The organism is Streptococcus sp. 2_1_36FAA, assembly GCF_000161955.2.
Lineage (GTDB): Bacteria > Bacillota > Bacilli > Lactobacillales > Streptococcaceae > Streptococcus > Streptococcus gordonii.
In genome coordinates this window covers 508891-526050 of the sequence record NZ_KI391974.1, presented here as the reverse complement: position 1 = coordinate 526050, position 17160 = coordinate 508891, and the positions used below count along the sequence as shown (strand labels likewise).

The window sequence follows — 17160 nt, the reverse complement described above, 5'->3', positions numbered from 1 at the left end:
TGGATAACTGTATTTTTTAGAGTTGTCGATAAAGTAGGAAACTCGGATGATAGAGAGGAATGATGTAATGGCTAGAGACGGCTTCTTTACAGGATTAGATATAGGAACTAGCTCCATTAAAGTATTAGTGGCTGAGCACATCAATGACGAAATTAATGTAATTGGTGTTAGTAATGCCAAAAGTGCTGGTGTAAAAGACGGAATTATTGTAGATATAGAGGCAGCAGCTGCTGCTATTAAAACAGCAATTGCTCAAGCAGAAGAAAAAGCGGGGATTTCAATCAAAGTAGTTAATGTAGGCTTGCCTGCGAACTTACTACAAATTGAGCCTTCACAAGGAATGATTCCTGTTACAAATGATGCCAAAGAAATCACAGATATTGATGTAGAAAATGTTGTTCGGTCAGCTTTGACGAAGAGTATGACCCCTGATCGGGAAGTAATCACATTTATTCCAGAGGAATTCATCGTTGATGGTTTCCAAGGAATTCGCGATCCTCGCGGTATGATGGGGATTCGTTTAGAAATGCGTGGTTTGCTCTATACTGGTCCGCGTACTATTCTTCATAACTTACGTAAAACTGTGGAACGTGCAGGGGTTCAAATTGAAAACATTATTATTTCACCACTTGCAATGACAAAATCAGTTTTAAACGAAGGTGAACGTGAATTTGGCGCTACAGTCATCGATATGGGTGGAGGCCAAACAACAGTAGCTTCTGTTAAAAATCAAGAACTTCAATACACCAATATCTACCAAGAAGGTGGCGATTATGTCACAAAAGATATTTCTAAAGTTCTTAAGACTTCTCAAAAACTAGCTGAAAGTTTGAAGTTCAACTATGGTGAAGCTTATGTGCCAGAAGCTAGTCAAGAAACATTCCAAGTTGAAGTCATTGGTGAAGTTAATCCAGTTGAAGTAACAGAAAGTTACTTAGCTGAGATTATTTCAGCACGTTTGAAACATGTCTTTGAGCAAATTAAGCAGGATCTAGAAAGAAGACACTTGTTAGATTTGCCAGGTGGAATCGTGATCATCGGTGGTGGCGCTATCTTACCAGGTGTTGTGGAATTGGCTCAAGAAATTTTTGGAGTTCCAGTTAAACTTTATGTTCCAAATCAAATTGGAATTCGAAATCCAGCCTTTGCTCATGTGATTAGCTTGTCTGAATATGCTGGAAACTTGACGGATGTTGATGCTTTGGCTCAGGCAGCCGTTCAAGGTAATGAGATGCTGCGTCAGCAACCAAGCAATTTTGCACGTCCGCTTCAAACGCAGTCTATCAGTCCTTCTCGTATTACAACAAATAGAGATCCACTACCTCAGGTAGAAGCTGAAACTAGAGTTGAACCTGCGATTGAAGTGGCGCAAAGCCAAGAACAAGAAACAAAGACAGAAAAATTAACAGATCGTGCCCGTAACTGGTTAGGCAATCTGTTTGATTAAAGGAAAGGGTTTAAATATGACATTTTCATTTGACACAGCTGCGGCTCAAGGCGCAATCATAAAAGTAATTGGTGTCGGCGGTGGCGGTGGTAACGCTATTAACCGCATGATTGACGAAGGTGTTGCTGGCGTTGAGTTTATCGCTGCCAATACGGATGTTCAAGCGTTGAGTAGTACAAAAGCTGAAACAGTTATCCAGCTTGGTCCAAAATTAACACGTGGACTTGGTGCTGGAGGACAGCCTGAAGTAGGTCGTAAAGCTGCTGAAGAGAGTGAAGAAGTATTGACAGAAGCTCTTTCAGGAGCAGATATGGTCTTCATTACGGCTGGTATGGGCGGAGGTTCCGGTACTGGAGCCGCTCCGGTTATTGCTCGCATTGCAAAAGGTTTGGGAGCTTTGACTGTTGCAGTTGTAACTCGCCCATTTGGCTTTGAAGGAAGCAAACGCGGTAATTTTGCAATTGAAGGAATCAATGAGCTTCGCGAGCATGTCGATACTCTGTTGATTATTTCAAATAATAACTTACTTGAGATTGTCGATAAGAAAACACCTCTTCTTGAAGCTTTGAGTGAAGCTGATAATGTTCTTCGCCAAGGTGTCCAAGGGATCACTGACTTAATTACTAGCCCTGGTTTGATTAATCTTGACTTCGCAGATGTTAAGACTGTCATGGCTGATAAGGGTAATGCCTTGATGGGTATCGGTATTGGTAGTGGTGAGGAGCGTGTGATTGAAGCAGCTCGTAAAGCAATTTACTCACCACTTCTTGAAACAACTATTGATGGTGCTGAAGATGTGATTGTCAACGTAACTGGTGGTTTAGATATGACATTGATTGAGGCTGAAGAAGCTTCTGAGATTGTAAATCAAGCTGCTGGACACGGAGTAAATATCTGGTTGGGTACTTCAATTGATGAAAGTATGCGTGATGAAATTCGCGTGACTGTTGTTGCCACAGGTGTTCGTCAGGATCGTGTTGAAAAAGTTAGCGGTATTCGTTCGCCAAAACGTTCACACGACGAGCCTGTTCGCGAAACTCGTAGTCATCATTCTTATGATAGAAATTTCGATTTGACTGAAACAGTTGAAATTCCAAAAACTACTCGCCAACAGCCAGAGAAAAAACAAACCTCAGCTTTCGGTGAGTGGGATTTGCGCCGTGACAATATTGTCCGTGAAACTCAAGGTGGTTCTAAGCCAGCTGTAGAAAGATATACAGATAGTTCATCTGATGATGATGAATTAGAAACACCTCCGTTTTTTAGAAATCGCTAAAAATGGATTTACAAAAAAATAAGGATCAAGTTTTTGCAGCAGTAGCTGAAGCTACTAAAAAGGCAAATCGTCCTGAAAATTCAGTAAGTATTGTAGCTGTCACCAAATATGTTGACAGCTCTACTGCTAAAGAGCTGGTAAAAACAGGAGTAAACCATATCGGTGAAAACCGAGTAGATAAATTCCTAGAAAAATACCAGTATTTAAAGGACGAAGAGTTGACTTGGCATTTAATAGGGACGCTTCAGCGTAGAAAAGTTAAGGAAGTTATTAATTTTGTTGATTATTTCCATGCTTTGGATTCCCTAAAACTAGCCGAGGAAATTGAAAAGCGAGCAGAACATACTATCAAATGCTTTTTGCAGGTCAATGTATCAGGCGAAGAAAGCAAGCATGGATTTGCAGTTGATGAGATAGAAGCTGTTTTACCTGCTTTAGAAAAACTTGAACATCTTGAAATAGTGGGGATTATGACTATGGCTCCCATAGATGCTGGAGAAGAAGATTTAGAAAAGATATTCCAAGCGACCCACGAACTTCAGAAAAAATTACAAGATAAACAAATAACTAATATGCCCTTTTCTGAGATCAGCATGGGAATGAGTCGAGATTTTGCAACTGCAATTGCTAACGGGTCAACATTTGTGAGAATAGGGACATCATTTTTTAAATAGGGAAGAACCATGTCATTAAAAGATAGATTCGATAAATTTATAGAATATTTTACAGAAGACGGAGATGACGTACAGGTTGCAGAATCTAGAGTTCAGCAACAAGCAGTAAAGCCATCTAATTCACGTCCTGCTCAGCAGGAACCGGTTAGAGATATTAAACAGCCTCGTTTAGTGTCTAGCTCGTCTCAACATGTGACTAATACACCGTCATCTAATGAGAATATTACACGTTTGCATGCTCGTCAACAAGAGTTGGCTCAAAACCATTCAGTTGCGACTTCAGAAAAAGTAACGATTGATGTTCGTTATCCTAAAAAATATGAAGATGCACCTGCAATTGTAGATTTGCTTCTCGCAAATGAAAGTGTTTTGATTGATTTCCAATATATGACAGAAGTGCAAGCGCGTCGCTGTATTGATTACTTGGATGGCGCTAAGCAAGTCCTGATGGGGAATCTCAGAAGAGTTTCTGGCACTATGTACCTCTTGACTCCAGTAAATGTCGTCGTGAATATCGAGGATATTAAATTGCCTGATGGCGTGCATAGTGAATTTGATTTTGACATGAAGCGCAGATAAGATGTTATTTATTATAAACTTTATCTTATTATCAGCGAGAATTCTTTCGCTGATTCTTGTTGCATATGCTCTTATGTCATGGTTCCCTGGTGCTTATCAGACGTCTCTAGGACAACTCGTTCTAAGAATTTCAGAATCTATCTTGAAACCTTTCCGTCGTCTACCACTTCAGTTTGCTGGTTTGGATTGGACAGTTTATGTTGCTGTACTCTGTATCCATTTCGGTAGTCAGTGGCTTGTTCAGATTTTGCTCTCGGTACTTGCATGACAAGGGAACATAAAGAAATCTTTCAACACTATTCTACGGAAGATCATGCTTTCCTAGATAAAAGTTTGGAATTGATTCAGCGGGTTGAGGATACATACAGTTTAGAGGTTACTCATTTTATTAATCCTCATCAGGCTAAAATTCTTGAAAGTCTTGCGAACAAATATCAATTACAAACTTTTGTCAGTAGTGACTATTTTCCTAGTGAATGGGTCAGGGTAATAATTGCACCTTCCTATTACCAATTAGATAAAGAAGATTTTGATTTGACCTTGCTTGAAATAGTCTATCCTAGTAAATTTCAGCAACTAACTCATTCTCAAATCTTTGGGACTTTGATGAACCGATTAGGATTGGATCGTCGAACTTTTGGTGATATTCTGGTGGAAAAGGATAGGGCTCAGGTTCTAGTAGATAAAAGGTTTACTCAATTTTTTATAGATCATATCTCTAAAATTGCTAAAACTCCTGTTAAACTAAAAGAAGTTGGCTTTGAGAGGCTTTTACGAGTGCAAGAGGCTCAGGTTTCTAAAGAGATTCTTGCTTCGAGTATGAGATTGGATAAATTGATTGCTAGTAGCTTTAAACTATCTCGGAGTGATGCCTCCCAGTTGATTTTCGGGAAACACGTGAAAGTAAACTATTCTATTATTGATAATCCCAGTTATTTAGTTGGGTTAAATGATTTGATTAGTGTCCGTAGATTTGGAAGATTTAAAATAGTAAAAGAAAATGGCTTCTCTAAGAATGGGAAGCATAAATTAACGATTCAAATACAATCTAGTAAATGAGGAAAAAATATGGCTCTTACATCATTAGAAATTAAAGATAAATCCTTTAGTACGAAATTTAGAGGTTACAATGTTGAGGAAGTAGACGAATTTCTTGATATTGTAGTTCGCGATTATGAGGACTTGGTTCGTGAAAATCATAATAAAGATGCACGCATTAAGAACTTAGAAGAGCGCTTAACTTATTTTGATGAGATGAAAGATTCTCTTAGTCAGTCTGTTTTAATAGCACAAGACACTGCTGAAAAGCTTAAACAGGCTTCTCAAGAAAGATCTGATAATATCATGCGCCAGGCTGATCAAGAAGCGCAACATCTTTTAGACCATGCTAAGTTCAAGGCAAACGAAATTTTACGCCAAGCAACTGATAACGCTAAAAAAGTTGCAATAGAAACAGAAGAGCTGAAAAATAAGGCTCGTGTCTTCCATCAACGCCTTAAGTCAACAATTGAAAGTCAATTGAGCATTGTTGATTCATCTGAATGGGAAGAAATTCTTCGTCCTACAGCAACTTATCTCCAAACAAGTGATGATGCCTTCAAAGAAGTTATTCAAGAGGCACTTGGTCAAACAATGACGCCTTATGTAGATGACGAATCTGAAGTAACTCGTCAATTCTCACCTGAAGAAATGGCTGACTTACAGCAACGAATTGCTGAGTCAGATGGTGACTTGTCTGAGACGAGAGTTATGGAGGCTGTTCCAGAAGCAACAGAAGAAAAAACTTCTGAACCTGTTGATATCCTATAAGAAAGAACTGTAAAAACACAAATTAACCAATATATTCCTAGCGAGCAAGTGACGGTGTAAGACTTGCAATCCCTATTAGTTGATTTATCATTTTACAATATCGTATTTGAAATTAGTAAAATGCGACGTTTCTTCCACGTTACGGAAAAAGAGGGATAGTAATAGTAGTGGCTATTTTCTATCTGAACAAAGGTGGTACCACGATTTTCGTCCTTTTTGCGAATCGTGGTTTTTATTTTGTCAATTTAAATTAAAGGAGTAACAATGAAACTTAAAGAAACCCTCAATCTAGGGAAAACAGACTTTCCTATGCGTGCTGGTCTTCCAACTAAAGAACCAGTTTGGCAAAAAGAATGGGAAGAAGCAAAACTTTACCAACGTCGTCAAGAATTGAACCAAGGAAAACCGCATTTCACCTTGCATGATGGACCTCCGTATGCAAACGGAAATATCCACGTTGGACACGCTATGAACAAGATTTCTAAAGATATTATTGTTCGTTCTAAGTCTATGTCAGGATTTTACGCCCCTTATATCCCAGGTTGGGATACTCATGGTTTGCCAATCGAGCAAGTCTTGGCAAAACAAGGTGTTAAACGCAAAGAAATGGACTTGGTTGAGTACTTGAAACTTTGCCGTGAGTATGCTCTTTCTCAAGTTGATAAACAACGAGAAGACTTTAAACGTTTGGGTGTTTCTGGTGACTGGGAAAATCCCTATGTGACTTTGACTCCAGACTATGAAGCAGCTCAGATCCGTGTCTTTGGTGAGATGGCTAAAAAAGGCTATATCTACCGTGGTGCCAAGCCAGTTTACTGGTCATGGTCTTCTGAGTCAGCCCTTGCTGAAGCGGAAATTGAGTACCATGACTTGCTTTCAACTTCCCTTTACTATGCTAACCGCGTCAAAGACGGAAAAGGTGTCCTAGATACAGATACTTACATCGTTGTGTGGACAACTACGCCATTTACCATTACGGCCTCTCGTGGTTTGACAGTTGGAGCGGATATTGATTACGTATTGGTACAACCAGCTGGTGAATCTCGTAAGTTTGTAGTTGCTGCAGAATTGTTGAATAGTTTGTCTGAGAAATTTGGTTGGGCTGATGTGCAAGTCTTGGCGACCTATCGTGGTCAAGAATTGAGCCACATTGTGACAGTCCACCCATGGGATACAGCTGTAGATGAGTTGGTAATCCTTGGTGACCACGTTACGACTGACTCTGGTACTGGTATTGTCCATACAGCCCCTGGTTTTGGTGAGGACGACTACAATGTCGGTGTTGCCAATGGTCTTGAAGTTGCTGTAACAGTTAACGAACGCGGTATCATGATGGAAAATGCTGGTCCTGACTTTGCAGGTCAGTTCTATGACAAGGTTGTTCCAACTGTTATCGAAAAACTTGGCGATTTACTCCTTGCTCAAGAAGAAATTTCTCACTCATACCCATTTGACTGGCGTACCAAGAAACCAATCATTTGGCGTGCAGTGCCACAATGGTTTGCCTCTGTATCTAAATTCCGTCAAGAAATCTTGGACGAAATTGAAAAAGTGAAATTCCACTCAGAATGGGGTAAAGTTCGTCTTTACAACATGATTCGCGACCGTGGCGACTGGGTTATCTCTCGTCAACGTGCTTGGGGAGTTCCCCTTCCTATCTTCTATGCTGAAGACGGAACGCCAATCATGACAGCTGAAACGATTGAGCACGTGGCTCAACTCTTTGAGGAACATGGATCTATCATTTGGTGGGAGCGTGATGCTAAGGATCTCTTGCCAGAAGGATTCACCCATCCAGGTTCACCAAATGGCGAGTTCAAGAAAGAAACAGATATCATGGACGTTTGGTTTGACTCAGGTTCATCATGGAATGGAGTAGTAGTTAACCGTCCAGAACTCAAATACCCAGCAGATCTTTACCTAGAAGGCTCTGACCAATACCGTGGTTGGTTCAACTCATCACTTATCACATCAGTTGCCAACCATGGCGTTGCTCCTTACAAACAAATCTTGTCACAAGGTTTTGCTCTTGATGGTAAAGGTGAGAAGATGTCTAAATCCCTTGGAAATACTATTGCTCCAAGTGATGTTGAAAAACAATTTGGTGCGGAAATCTTGCGTCTCTGGGTAACAAGTGTTGACTCAAGCAACGACGTGCGTATCTCAATGGATATCTTGAGCCAAGTCTCTGAAACTTACCGTAAGATCCGTAACACTCTCCGTTTCTTGATTGCTAATACATCTGACTTTAATCCGGCTGAGGATACAGTCGCTTACGATGACCTTCGTTCCGTTGATAAGTATATGACCATTCGCTTTAACCAGCTTGTGAGAACAATTCGTGATGCTTACGCTAATTTTGAATTCTTGACAATCTACAAGGCTTTGGTGAACTTTATCAACGTTGACTTGTCAGCCTTCTACCTTGACTTCGCTAAAGACGTTGTTTACATTGAAGGTGCCAAATCACTCGAACGCCGTCAAATGCAGACTGTTTTCTATGATATTCTTGTGAAAATCACCAAACTCTTGACACCAATCCTGCCTCACACAGCGGAAGAAATCTGGTCATATCTTGAGTTTGAAGCAGAAGACTTTGTTCAATTGTCAGAATTGCCAGAAGCGGAAACTTTTGCTAATCAAGAAGAAATCTTGGATACATGGGCAGCCTTCATGGACTTCCGTGGACAGGCTCAAAAAGCCTTGGAAGAGGCACGTAATGCCAAAGTAATCGGTAAATCACTCGAAGCACACTTGACAGTTTACCCAAATGAAGTGGTGAAAACTCTTCTTGGAGCAGTGGACAGCAATGTAGCTCAACTCTTGATCGTGTCTGAATTGACCATCGCAGAAGGACCAGCTCCAGAAGGAGCAGTAAGCTTTGAGGATGTTGCCTTTACAGTTGAACGCGCTGCAGGTGAAGTATGTGACCGTTGCCGTCGCATCGATCCAACTACTGCAGAACGTAGCTACCATGCAGTCATCTGTGATCACTGTGCAAGCATCGTAGAAGAAAACTTTGCGGATGCAGTTGCAGAAGGATTTGAAACAAAATAAGTAATTTCTTTAAAAGAATAAAAACGGCTTTGCCTTTAAATGGCAAGCCGTTTTTATATAAACTAATCCTATTTTATATTGTTGGATAATGGAATAAAACAAATGGTTGCATTTGCAACTATAGTGTGCTATACTAGATTATAATCTAGGAGTGCTTATTTTAGATAAAATGTTTTGGAGCTGAAAGAGTTCAGAAGAGGTCAGTTGCTGCAGTGCCTGACTGACGTAGCTATTTTCAAAGCCAATCAGTTGGTCATAGAATTTGAGAGCCTGACTACTAGGATAGAGCTCTTTGAATTTCTTATTTTGAGCTTTGGTCTTTTTGATAATAAGCCCTCGATCTTCCAACTTTTGTAAAGATCTGCTAAGGGTTGTTTTATCAATCTGGACAATTTCTGCTAGTTGAGATTGTGTCATCCCTTCATTCTCGACGATGCGAATCAGAAGTAGAAACAGATTATTCTCAAGCCCGTAGTTACTAGCTTCCTGATTCATTTTCATCATGGCCTGTCTTGAAATGAAACCCATTTGTCTGAAAAGTTGACGGTAATCCATAGGAACTCCTTTGTAGTTGCATTTGCAATTATTATACATTAAAAAGATAGAGGAAACAAGTATGTGGTTTAGGAAAAAATTAACAGAGCTGAATCCGATAGAATTTTATCAAATCCTAAAACTGCGCATCGATACCTTTGTGGTGGAGCAGGAGCGAATCTACCATGAATTAGATGCGAAGGATCTAGAAGCAGTACACGTTTTTCATACTAATGAAGGCGGAGAAATTGACGCTTATGCTCGTGTCTTTGTGGAGGGTGAACATCTAGTCTTTGGTCGAGTTGTTACAGCCAAATCTAGTCGAGGAAAAGGCTTAGGAGGACAGCTTATCAGAGAAATTCTGAGTTTCTGTGCCGAAAAATGGCCAGGAAAGGAAATTAAAATTGAGGCACAAGAACAAGTTGTTGAACTCTATGAGAAATACGGCTTTGAGGCAGTTGGTCAGCCCTTTCTATTTGAGTCAACACCTCACCTTACCATGGTTTATAAGGCAGATTAAGTTGTTATAAAAGAATAAAAAAATAAGCTTAGAAGCTTATTTTAATGGAATTGAAATTTCAATGAGTTTGTCAGCATAGATTGTTTGAATACCGGCAGTATCAATCGCTTTTGTATCTATTTTTCTTTTGAGGAAGAAGTCACGAATTTTTTCAATTTCTTGTTCACGCACTGCACGGTGTGTATTTGCAATCAGTATTTCATAATGCTTGGGTGCTTGGGTAAAGACAACATCGGTATTGCCAGCTGAGTAAGTCTCAACTAAAGTAGCATCAGTACTTTCAAGCTGACTTTGAATGAGAACCGCATGGCTATTAGTTGTATTGATAAGCTTCATAAGATCTCCTCCTGTATGATGATCTACTATTAATTATAACACTTATGAGATAAATTGTGAAATATCCTACGAAGTTAGACATGAAAAAATTGGCAAAATTATTTTACTTGATGCTCCATTTTCCACATCTCTACGCCCCATTTATGGCTGCCTCTTTTTAGTTTTTCAATTGCTTCATCGATTGGAAACCAAGCAAGTTGATTGAAGTCTTCTAGTGGTTTTTGAGACTGCTCAAATGAAGTGATTTCGTAAATGTAAGCTGGATTGTAGAAGTATCGGTCTCGATGTCTTGAGTAAAAATATTCATCCGCTTGACCATAATATTTTCCAACTTTAGCGGTAAATCCCAATTCTTCTATTAATTCCCGCTCTAAGGCAGATAGGTAATCTTCACCTGCTTCAATTTCTCCTCCTGGAAGAAACCAAGCCCCATTAGGAGCCTGAACAAGGATGATTTTATCATTTTCTTGGTTAGGAATGACTGCGTAAACGCCATATCGATGACTGTATTCAACGCCTTCTTTTTTTTGTCCAAATGTCGCTATTGTCATATTGAATCCTTCCCTTCTTTTACTAATATCATAAAGCAGAAAGCGCTGTCTGTCAAGGTTTACTGCATAGGAAAGTTAAAAAGAAAGTAGCCGGAATATTTTATTTTAATCTCTTACTTGAGATGTGTTACAATAGGTTTAAGGTAAGGAAGTGAAATTATGACAACTCATCGTTTATTTAGAATTTTATATTGTTTATTAGAAAAAGAGAGAGTCACTGCCCCAGAACTTGCTCAGAAAATGGAAGTATCAGTACGTACAATTTATCGAGATATAGACCGTCTAAGTGGAGCAGGTGTCCCAATATATTGCAACCCGGGAAAAGGTGGAGGAATTTTTCTAATGAACTCTTTCGTTTTAGATAAAAGCCTGTTATCAGAAGCAGAAAGAGAGGATGTACTCTTATCACTTCAGGGATTGGAGGCTTTAAAAGGTGAAAGCCAAGCTCTAGAGAAGTTAAAAAGTCTTTTTCAAGCGAACACAGAAAATTGGATTCGTGTTGATTTTACAGATTGGCGAAATCAAAAATATCAAGCAGATCTTTTTGACATAATTAAACAAGCGATTTTCCAAAAATGCTTGATCAGTTTCCTCTATAGGGGGCAGGAGAAAGAAGAAACTCGAATGGTTGAGCCTCTGCAATTGGTCTTTAAAAGTCAAGCTTGGTATCTATATGGATTTTGTAGGAAGAAGCAAGATTTTCGCCTTTTCAAACTAAGCAGAGTCAGTCAATGTCAGATATTGTCGGAAACATTTGAAAGAAAAGCAGTCCAACTGGCCATCAATAAAGAGAAGGTGAAGGAAGAACTTGTTAGTCTTACATTAAAATTCGACAAAAGTCAGGCTTTTCGTGTCTATGAAGAATTTTCTGGTCAAATTAGCCAGGATCCCGATGGCAATTTACTAGTAGAAACGGAATTTCCAAAACACAGTAGTTTGTACTCTTATCTTTTATCCTTTTTGGATAGTGTTGAGGTGTTAGAGCCACTTGAAGTTCGGCAAGAGCTTGCCCAAATTGTTAAAACTATTTCACAAAAATACAAAACCTGACAGATCCTGTCAGGTTTTTCTTGCTATACTATAGATAGAAAGAAGAAAGGAGTAAACATATGAAATACGAATGGAGAAAAGCAGAGAAAAGCTTATACGGTGTGAAGGCGAGTCCGAAAGTGGTTGAGGTTCCTGAACAGTCCTTTATCATGCTTGATGGGACCGGGAATCCCAATCTTCCTGGTTTTGCAGAAGAAGTTTCAGCTCTCTATGCTTTGGCTTATGCCATAAAAATGGATTATAAAAAATCTCATGCCAATCAAGAAATTCAAGACTTTACGGTTTACCCTCTTGAGGGGATTTGGCAGCAAAAAGAGCAAGGAGAACTGGTCAAAGAAGAGTTGATTTATACTATTATGATTGCCCAGCCAAGTTTTATCAGCAAAGAAATGGTAAAAGAAGCGCTTGAAAAAGTTAAGGTAAAAAAGCCAAATCCTCATTATGAAAAGATACGTTTTGAGACTGTCAAAGAAGGCAAGTGCTTGACCATGCTTCACCTTGGTTCTTTTGATAGTGAACCCCTTTCTTTTGCAAAAATGGATGAATTTTGTAAAGAAAATTCCCTGAACAGAAGATTTCCTTTTCATAGAGAAATATACTTAAATAATCTTAACAGAACTTCTCCAGATAAGTTGAAAACGATCCTTCGCTACCAGGTAGAATAAAAGAAAACTCCAGCCTAAAATATTAGACTGGAGTTTTTTAATTCTCTATCATCAATCCGAGCTAGTGCTGATGTCACTTGTTTGATCAAGCTCAGCTTTCTGTTTGCCCTTGATTATAATCTTGCCATTGCTAGTCATGATTGCTTTTAAATCCTTATCTGTCGGATGTTCTAGGTAATAGTCCGTAATAGCATCTTCAATATGATCTTGAATAGTTCGGCGAAGTGGTCGTGCCCCCATCTTAGGATCGTAGCCAAGATCAACTAGTTTTTCCTTGACTTTAGTTGTTACATCTAGATGAATATCGTTGCTAGCGAGTCGATTATTAACATCTTCCAGCATTAGATCCACAATCTGTAAGAGATTATCCTTGCTTAATGCCTTGAATTCAATGATGCCATCAAATCGATTCATGAATTCTGGACTAAAGAAGTTACCTAACTCACCTAAGACAGAATTTGTCCGACCTTCTCGAGCAGCACCAAAGCCAACGCTAGCTTCTACTTTGCCAGTTCCTGCATTGGAAGTCATGATAATAATGGTATCTTTGAAGCTGACTGTCCTGCCTTGACCATCAGTCAAACGTCCATCATCTAGGACTTGTAAGAACATATGCATGACATCTGGATGAGCTTTTTCCACCTCATCTAAGAGAATGAGTGAGTATGGATTACGACGAACACGTTCAGTCAACTGCCCTGCTTCTTCATAGCCAACGTAGCCTGGAGGTGCTCCCACAAGTTTGGCAACGCTATGTTTTTCCATGTATTCACTCATATCAAAACGAATCATGCTATCGGCAGAGCCAAAAAGTTCGATGGCCAATTGTTTGGAAAGTTCAGTTTTTCCGACACCTGTAGGTCCAACAAAAAGAAAACTTCCGATTGGACGGTTTGGACTGCCTAATCCCACACGATTGCGACGGATGGCTTTTGCGATCTTATCAACAGCATCATCCTGTCCAATGACATGAGACTTCAAATCACTGGCTAAATGAATAAGTTGAGACTGTTCTTTTTCCTTCAAATTGCCAACTGGAATATTTGTTTTTTGCTCGACAATAGCCTCGATCTCCTTCTCACTGATGATAGGAGTATCTTGTTCATCTATTTTAGCATTTTGCATTTCCTTATATTTGGCAATTTGGTCGCGGAAGTAGGCTGCTTTTTCGTAATCTTCATCGCGAGTGGCCTGTGTTTTCAGATTTTCAGCCTCTATCAAGCGTCTGTCAATTTCTTTTGGATCAACAAAATTGAGGGTTAGGTTCATCTTAGATCCTGATTCATCCAAAAGATCAATAGCTTTATCGGGAAGGAAACGGTCCTGAATATAACGATTGGATAGGATGGCAGCAGCTTCAATAGCTTCATCTGTGTAGCGAACATGGTGGTAATCTTCGTATTTCTTTTGAATTCCCTTTAGAATTGTGATCGTTTCTTCTACAGTTGGTTCATCTACTTTGACTGGTTGCATCCGTCTTTCTAAAGCTGCATCTTTTTCAATGATACGATATTCATTGAGAGTAGTAGCTCCGACCAGTTGAAGTTCACCTCGAGCAAGAGCAGGTTTGAGAATATTTCCAGCATCCATGTTCCCATCCCCCGCAGAACCAGCTCCAACAATTTCATGGATTTCATCAATAAAGAGAATGATATCATTGCGATTGCGAATCTCATCCATGAGTTTTTGCATTCGTTCTTCAAACTGTCCACGAATACCAGTTCCTTGAACAAGGCTGACAACATCAAGTCGAATGACCTCTTTTCCTTGCAATTTTTGAGGCACATCACCGTCGACTATTTTTTGAGCCAAGCCCTCTACAACAGCAGTCTTCCCGACACCAGGTTCGCCAATAAGGACTGGATTATTCTTAGTTCGGCGATTGAGAATTTCTATAACACGACGAATTTCATCATCTCGTCCAATCACTGGATCAATATCACCACGTTGAGCAATTTCTGTAACGTTAATACCAAACTCTTCCAAAAGACCTTTTGGTTTATTGGAGGATGACTGAGGACGTTGGTTGTTAGAACCAGGACCATAGTTGCCCCCTCCGTAACTACCACCTGACTGAGTTGGAGGTGTAGAATCCTTCGGCCCTTGGAAATTCCCCAGATGATTAAAGAAATCATCAAAAGGATCCATATTATGATTATTCATGTTCGTCAGTCCACTCAAAAGAGAGTTATTTGGATCAGTTTTCATAATCTGATAGCAATTTTGGCAGAGGTCGACTTGTTGTTTTTTACCATTTACATTAGTGTATAAATGAATGGTAGATTCATTGATTTTACAGTTTTTACAAAGCATATTTTTACCTCTTTCTTGGCAAATTATAAAGAAAAATTATTTGGTCAAAAATAGTCAAACTTTATAATCTCATTATATCAGTATTCTCTAGCATTGCAAGAATAAAGCGTTAAAATGACTGTCTGTTTTGTTAAATAATTGGTTTTGTCCAACAAATTTCGTTAAAAAATCACAAAAAGTTAAACTTTTATTAGGTGTTCACTTTCTATTTATGGTAAAATAGAAACGATAAAGCAAATAGGAGAACTAAAAATGGAATCACATTTAGTAAGAATTATTAATCGATTAGAAAGTATGGCAAGCGATGGTGGTAGTCTAAAACGCAACTTTGAACGTGATGGTGTTGTTGTTGCTGAAGTCGCTTACAGTTATGATGAGGAAAATGGCTCTGTATTCACGCTTCGTGATGTAGCCGCGCGTGAAACTTTTACATTTGATAGTATTGACTTAATTGCAATGGAAATCTATGAATTGTTATACTAAGAAGCACACACTGAGGTGCTTTTTCTTTTAGTCAAAAGATTAGACTATAATCTGGTATAAGGAAAATGTATAGGGGAATCAAGGCGTTTTTTGATATAATAGAAGGCACAGTTATATGAAGAGGGGGGAGAGAAATGGCTGAGTTAATTGATGGGAAGGCATTGGCTGAAAAGTTACAAGGAAAGTTAGCTCAAAAGACTGCTAAGTTGAAAGAGAAAACGGGACAGACACCTGGTTTGGTAGTGGTTCTAGTAGGGAATAATCCTGCGAGTCAAATTTATGTACGTAATAAAGAACGCTCAGCCTTGGCTGCTGGCTTTCGGAGTAAGGTAGAACGTCTGCCAGAAGAGACCAGCCAAGAAGAGCTCTTGAGCTTGATTGAAACTTATAATCAAAATCCTGACTGGCATGGGATTTTAGTTCAGTTGCCCTTGCCAGATCATATTGACGATGAAGCAGTTCTGCTGGCCATTGATCCAGATAAGGACGTAGATGGCTTTCATCCGCTTAATATGGGCAAGCTATGGAGTGGCCATCCGGTTATGATTCCGGCTACTCCAGCAGGAATTATGGAAATGTTTCATGAATATGGTGTTGAACTGGAAGGTAAGCGAGCGGTTGTTATCGGGCGAAGCAATATTGTCGGTAAGCCTATGGCTCAGCTCCTTTTGGCTAAGAATGCAACAGTGACCCTGACACATTCTCGGACCCACAATCTAGCCAAGCTTGCTAAGCGAGCGGATATCTTGGTAGTGGCTATCGGTCGTGGACATTTTGTAACCAAGGACTTTGTCAAGGAAGGGGCTGTTGTCATTGATGTCGGTATGAATCGAGATGAAAATGGCAAGCTGATTGGCGATGTTAAGTTTGATGAAGTGGCTGAAATTGCTAGTCTGATTACACCAGTACCTGGAGGTGTTGGACCCATGACTATTACTATGCTGATGGAGCAGACCTACCAAGCCTTTAAACGGAGTTTTGAATCATGAAATTTGTTTTTGACTTGGATGGGACCCTGTCTTTTGATTATACGACGATTGATGAGGAGATTAAGCGAGTTTTGCTGATGGCTCCTCAGTTTGGGCATGAAGTTCTGTTTGCTTCGGCGCGTTCCTATCGAGATTGTCTAGGATTATTAGGTCCGGAATTGAGTCAGCAGATAGTGATTGGGCTGAACGGTGGGGTAGCTTATCAAGATGGACAGCTGATTTTTGAGCGTCAGCTGCATCAGTCAAGTTATCAAGCCATTTTAGATACTTGTTTGACCTATAATTTGCCTTTTTTCGTTGATAATACTTTTGACTACAGTGGCCAGATTTTAGAAAAAATCCCTTTTATTTCCAGTGTAGATCCTCTCAAGCGGGCAAGACGGCTGGAACTGACTGAGCTCAAGCATCCTATTAAGGTTGTTATTTACATGGGGAATCATGAGCAGCTCTTAGAGGATTTACAGGCTCGTTTTACAAACTTGCCCAATCTAAGTCTAGATTATCATGAACATGAGAAATGTTTTTATATAAATCCAGCTGAAACCAATAAAGCCTCAACTGTAAAGGAATTATGCGGTTCGGATTATGTGGCGTTTGGTAATGATCAAAATGATATCCAGCTCTTTAAGAATTCTCTCTATGCTGTGCAGGTTGGGGATTTCCCAGGCTTGAGCGATTATGCTGATGAGCAGGTTGCTTTTCAGGAAAATTTACCCAAGGCAGTCGCAGCAAGAATCTTACAAAAATTTGCAGATTTCCGAAGAAAATAACTTTCTTGCGATACGAGGCACCTGTTTAGGTGCCTTTTGGTGTATAATGAAGATAGGTTTGGTCATCTTGAGACCAGTACAGGATGAAGTTGGTCTAGGAGAATATC

Annotated in this window: 17 protein-coding genes and 2 pseudogenes; 15 read left to right on the top strand and 4 right to left on the bottom strand. The window is 39.5% G+C overall.

All coding sequences use genetic code 11. The features are described from left to right. Positions 1 to 67: 67 nt before the first annotated feature. The 9 genes and pseudogenes from ftsA to ileS all read left to right on the top strand — a co-directional run. Positions 68 to 1273: pseudogene (gene ftsA, locus HMPREF0847_RS04995) on the top strand (cell division protein FtsA); the annotation flags it as partial. Next, positions 1253 to 1447, top strand: a pseudogene (locus HMPREF0847_RS11575) (cell division protein FtsA C-terminal domain-containing protein); the annotation flags it as partial. The pseudogenes ftsA and HMPREF0847_RS11575, both read left to right, overlap by 21 nt. Positions 1448 to 1463: 16 nt before the next feature. After that, the gene (gene ftsZ / locus HMPREF0847_RS04990) at positions 1464 to 2723 is read left to right on the top strand and encodes a cell division protein FtsZ (RefSeq protein ID WP_008809105.1); all 1260 of its coding nucleotides are present in this window, start codon (positions 1464 to 1466) and stop codon (positions 2721 to 2723) included. A 2-nt stretch (positions 2724 to 2725) separates the two neighbouring features. After that, positions 2726 to 3397, top strand: a complete 672-nt coding sequence (locus HMPREF0847_RS04985; protein ID WP_008809104.1) for a YggS family pyridoxal phosphate-dependent enzyme — start codon at positions 2726 to 2728, stop codon at positions 3395 to 3397. A gap of 9 nt (positions 3398 to 3406) precedes the next feature. Next, the gene (locus HMPREF0847_RS04980; protein ID WP_008809103.1) at positions 3407 to 3976 is read left to right on the top strand and encodes a cell division protein SepF; all 570 of its coding nucleotides are present in this window, start codon (positions 3407 to 3409) and stop codon (positions 3974 to 3976) included. Between the two features lies 1 nt (position 3977). Continuing rightward, positions 3978 to 4244 carry a YggT family protein gene (locus HMPREF0847_RS04975; protein ID WP_008809102.1) on the top strand — a complete coding sequence of 89 codons (267 nt, stop codon included), beginning with the start codon at positions 3978 to 3980 and terminating at the stop codon, positions 4242 to 4244. Beyond that, positions 4241 to 5035 carry a YlmH family RNA-binding protein gene (locus HMPREF0847_RS04970; RefSeq protein WP_008809101.1) on the top strand — a complete coding sequence of 265 codons (795 nt, stop codon included), beginning with the start codon at positions 4241 to 4243 and terminating at the stop codon, positions 5033 to 5035. Before HMPREF0847_RS04975 ends, HMPREF0847_RS04970 begins: the two co-directional genes overlap by 4 nt. A gap of 9 nt (positions 5036 to 5044) precedes the next feature. Continuing rightward, positions 5045 to 5785, top strand: a complete 741-nt coding sequence (locus tag HMPREF0847_RS04965; RefSeq protein WP_008809100.1) for a DivIVA domain-containing protein — start codon at positions 5045 to 5047, stop codon at positions 5783 to 5785. Between the two features lie 264 nt (positions 5786 to 6049). Beyond that, positions 6050 to 8842, top strand: coding sequence for an isoleucine--tRNA ligase (gene ileS / locus HMPREF0847_RS04960; RefSeq protein WP_008809099.1), 2793 nt, complete (start codon positions 6050 to 6052; stop codon positions 8840 to 8842). 138 nt (positions 8843 to 8980) lie between these two features. Here ileS and HMPREF0847_RS04955 read toward each other — a convergent pair whose 3' ends face one another. After that, positions 8981 to 9436, bottom strand: a complete 456-nt coding sequence (locus HMPREF0847_RS04955; protein WP_008809098.1) for a MarR family winged helix-turn-helix transcriptional regulator — start codon at positions 9434 to 9436, stop codon at positions 8981 to 8983. Positions 9437 to 9458: 22 nt separating this feature from the next. On the opposite strand from HMPREF0847_RS04955, the gene HMPREF0847_RS04950 reads away from it, so the two are divergent. Further along, positions 9459 to 9896 (top strand): GNAT family N-acetyltransferase, encoded by a 438-nt coding sequence (locus HMPREF0847_RS04950; RefSeq protein WP_008809097.1) that lies wholly within the window; start codon positions 9459 to 9461, stop codon positions 9894 to 9896. A gap of 36 nt (positions 9897 to 9932) precedes the next feature. Here the strand turns inward: HMPREF0847_RS04950 and HMPREF0847_RS04945 are convergent, their stop codons facing one another. Continuing rightward, a complete protein-coding gene (locus HMPREF0847_RS04945) occupies positions 9933 to 10232 on the bottom strand; it encodes a DUF1827 family protein (RefSeq protein ID WP_008809096.1) in 300 nt (99 codons plus the stop codon). Between the two features lie 98 nt (positions 10233 to 10330). Beyond that, on the bottom strand, positions 10331 to 10783 hold the full coding sequence (locus tag HMPREF0847_RS04940; RefSeq protein WP_008809095.1) for an NUDIX hydrolase: 453 nt from the start codon (positions 10781 to 10783) through the stop codon (positions 10331 to 10333). A gap of 159 nt (positions 10784 to 10942) precedes the next feature. On the opposite strand from HMPREF0847_RS04940, the gene HMPREF0847_RS04935 reads away from it, so the two are divergent. Together HMPREF0847_RS04935 and HMPREF0847_RS04930 are read left to right on the top strand one after the other, a co-directional pair. Continuing rightward, a complete protein-coding gene (locus HMPREF0847_RS04935; protein WP_008809094.1) occupies positions 10943 to 11833 on the top strand; it encodes a helix-turn-helix transcriptional regulator in 891 nt (296 codons plus the stop codon). Positions 11834 to 11892: 59 nt separating this feature from the next. Further along, complete coding sequence (locus HMPREF0847_RS04930; RefSeq protein ID WP_008809093.1) at positions 11893 to 12498, top strand: GyrI-like domain-containing protein; 606 nt, start codon at positions 11893 to 11895, stop codon at positions 12496 to 12498. Positions 12499 to 12549: 51 nt separating this feature from the next. Here HMPREF0847_RS04930 and HMPREF0847_RS04925 read toward each other — a convergent pair whose 3' ends face one another. Beyond that, positions 12550 to 14811, bottom strand: coding sequence for an ATP-dependent Clp protease ATP-binding subunit (locus HMPREF0847_RS04925; protein WP_008809092.1), 2262 nt, complete (start codon positions 14809 to 14811; stop codon positions 12550 to 12552). Between the two features lie 252 nt (positions 14812 to 15063). Between HMPREF0847_RS04925 and HMPREF0847_RS04920 the strand changes: the two genes are divergently transcribed. The 3 genes from HMPREF0847_RS04920 to HMPREF0847_RS04910 all read left to right on the top strand — a co-directional run bounded on the left by HMPREF0847_RS04920 (position 15064) and on the right by HMPREF0847_RS04910 (position 17053). Next, positions 15064 to 15294 carry a DUF1797 family protein gene (locus HMPREF0847_RS04920; protein WP_008809091.1) on the top strand — a complete coding sequence of 77 codons (231 nt, stop codon included), beginning with the start codon at positions 15064 to 15066 and terminating at the stop codon, positions 15292 to 15294. Positions 15295 to 15428: 134 nt separating this feature from the next. Next, positions 15429 to 16283 (top strand): bifunctional methylenetetrahydrofolate dehydrogenase/methenyltetrahydrofolate cyclohydrolase, encoded by an 855-nt coding sequence (locus HMPREF0847_RS04915; protein WP_008809090.1) that lies wholly within the window; start codon positions 15429 to 15431, stop codon positions 16281 to 16283. Then, a complete protein-coding gene (locus HMPREF0847_RS04910; protein WP_008809089.1) occupies positions 16280 to 17053 on the top strand; it encodes an HAD hydrolase family protein in 774 nt (257 codons plus the stop codon). Before HMPREF0847_RS04915 ends, HMPREF0847_RS04910 begins: the two co-directional genes overlap by 4 nt. Positions 17054 to 17160: the final 107 nt, after the last annotated feature.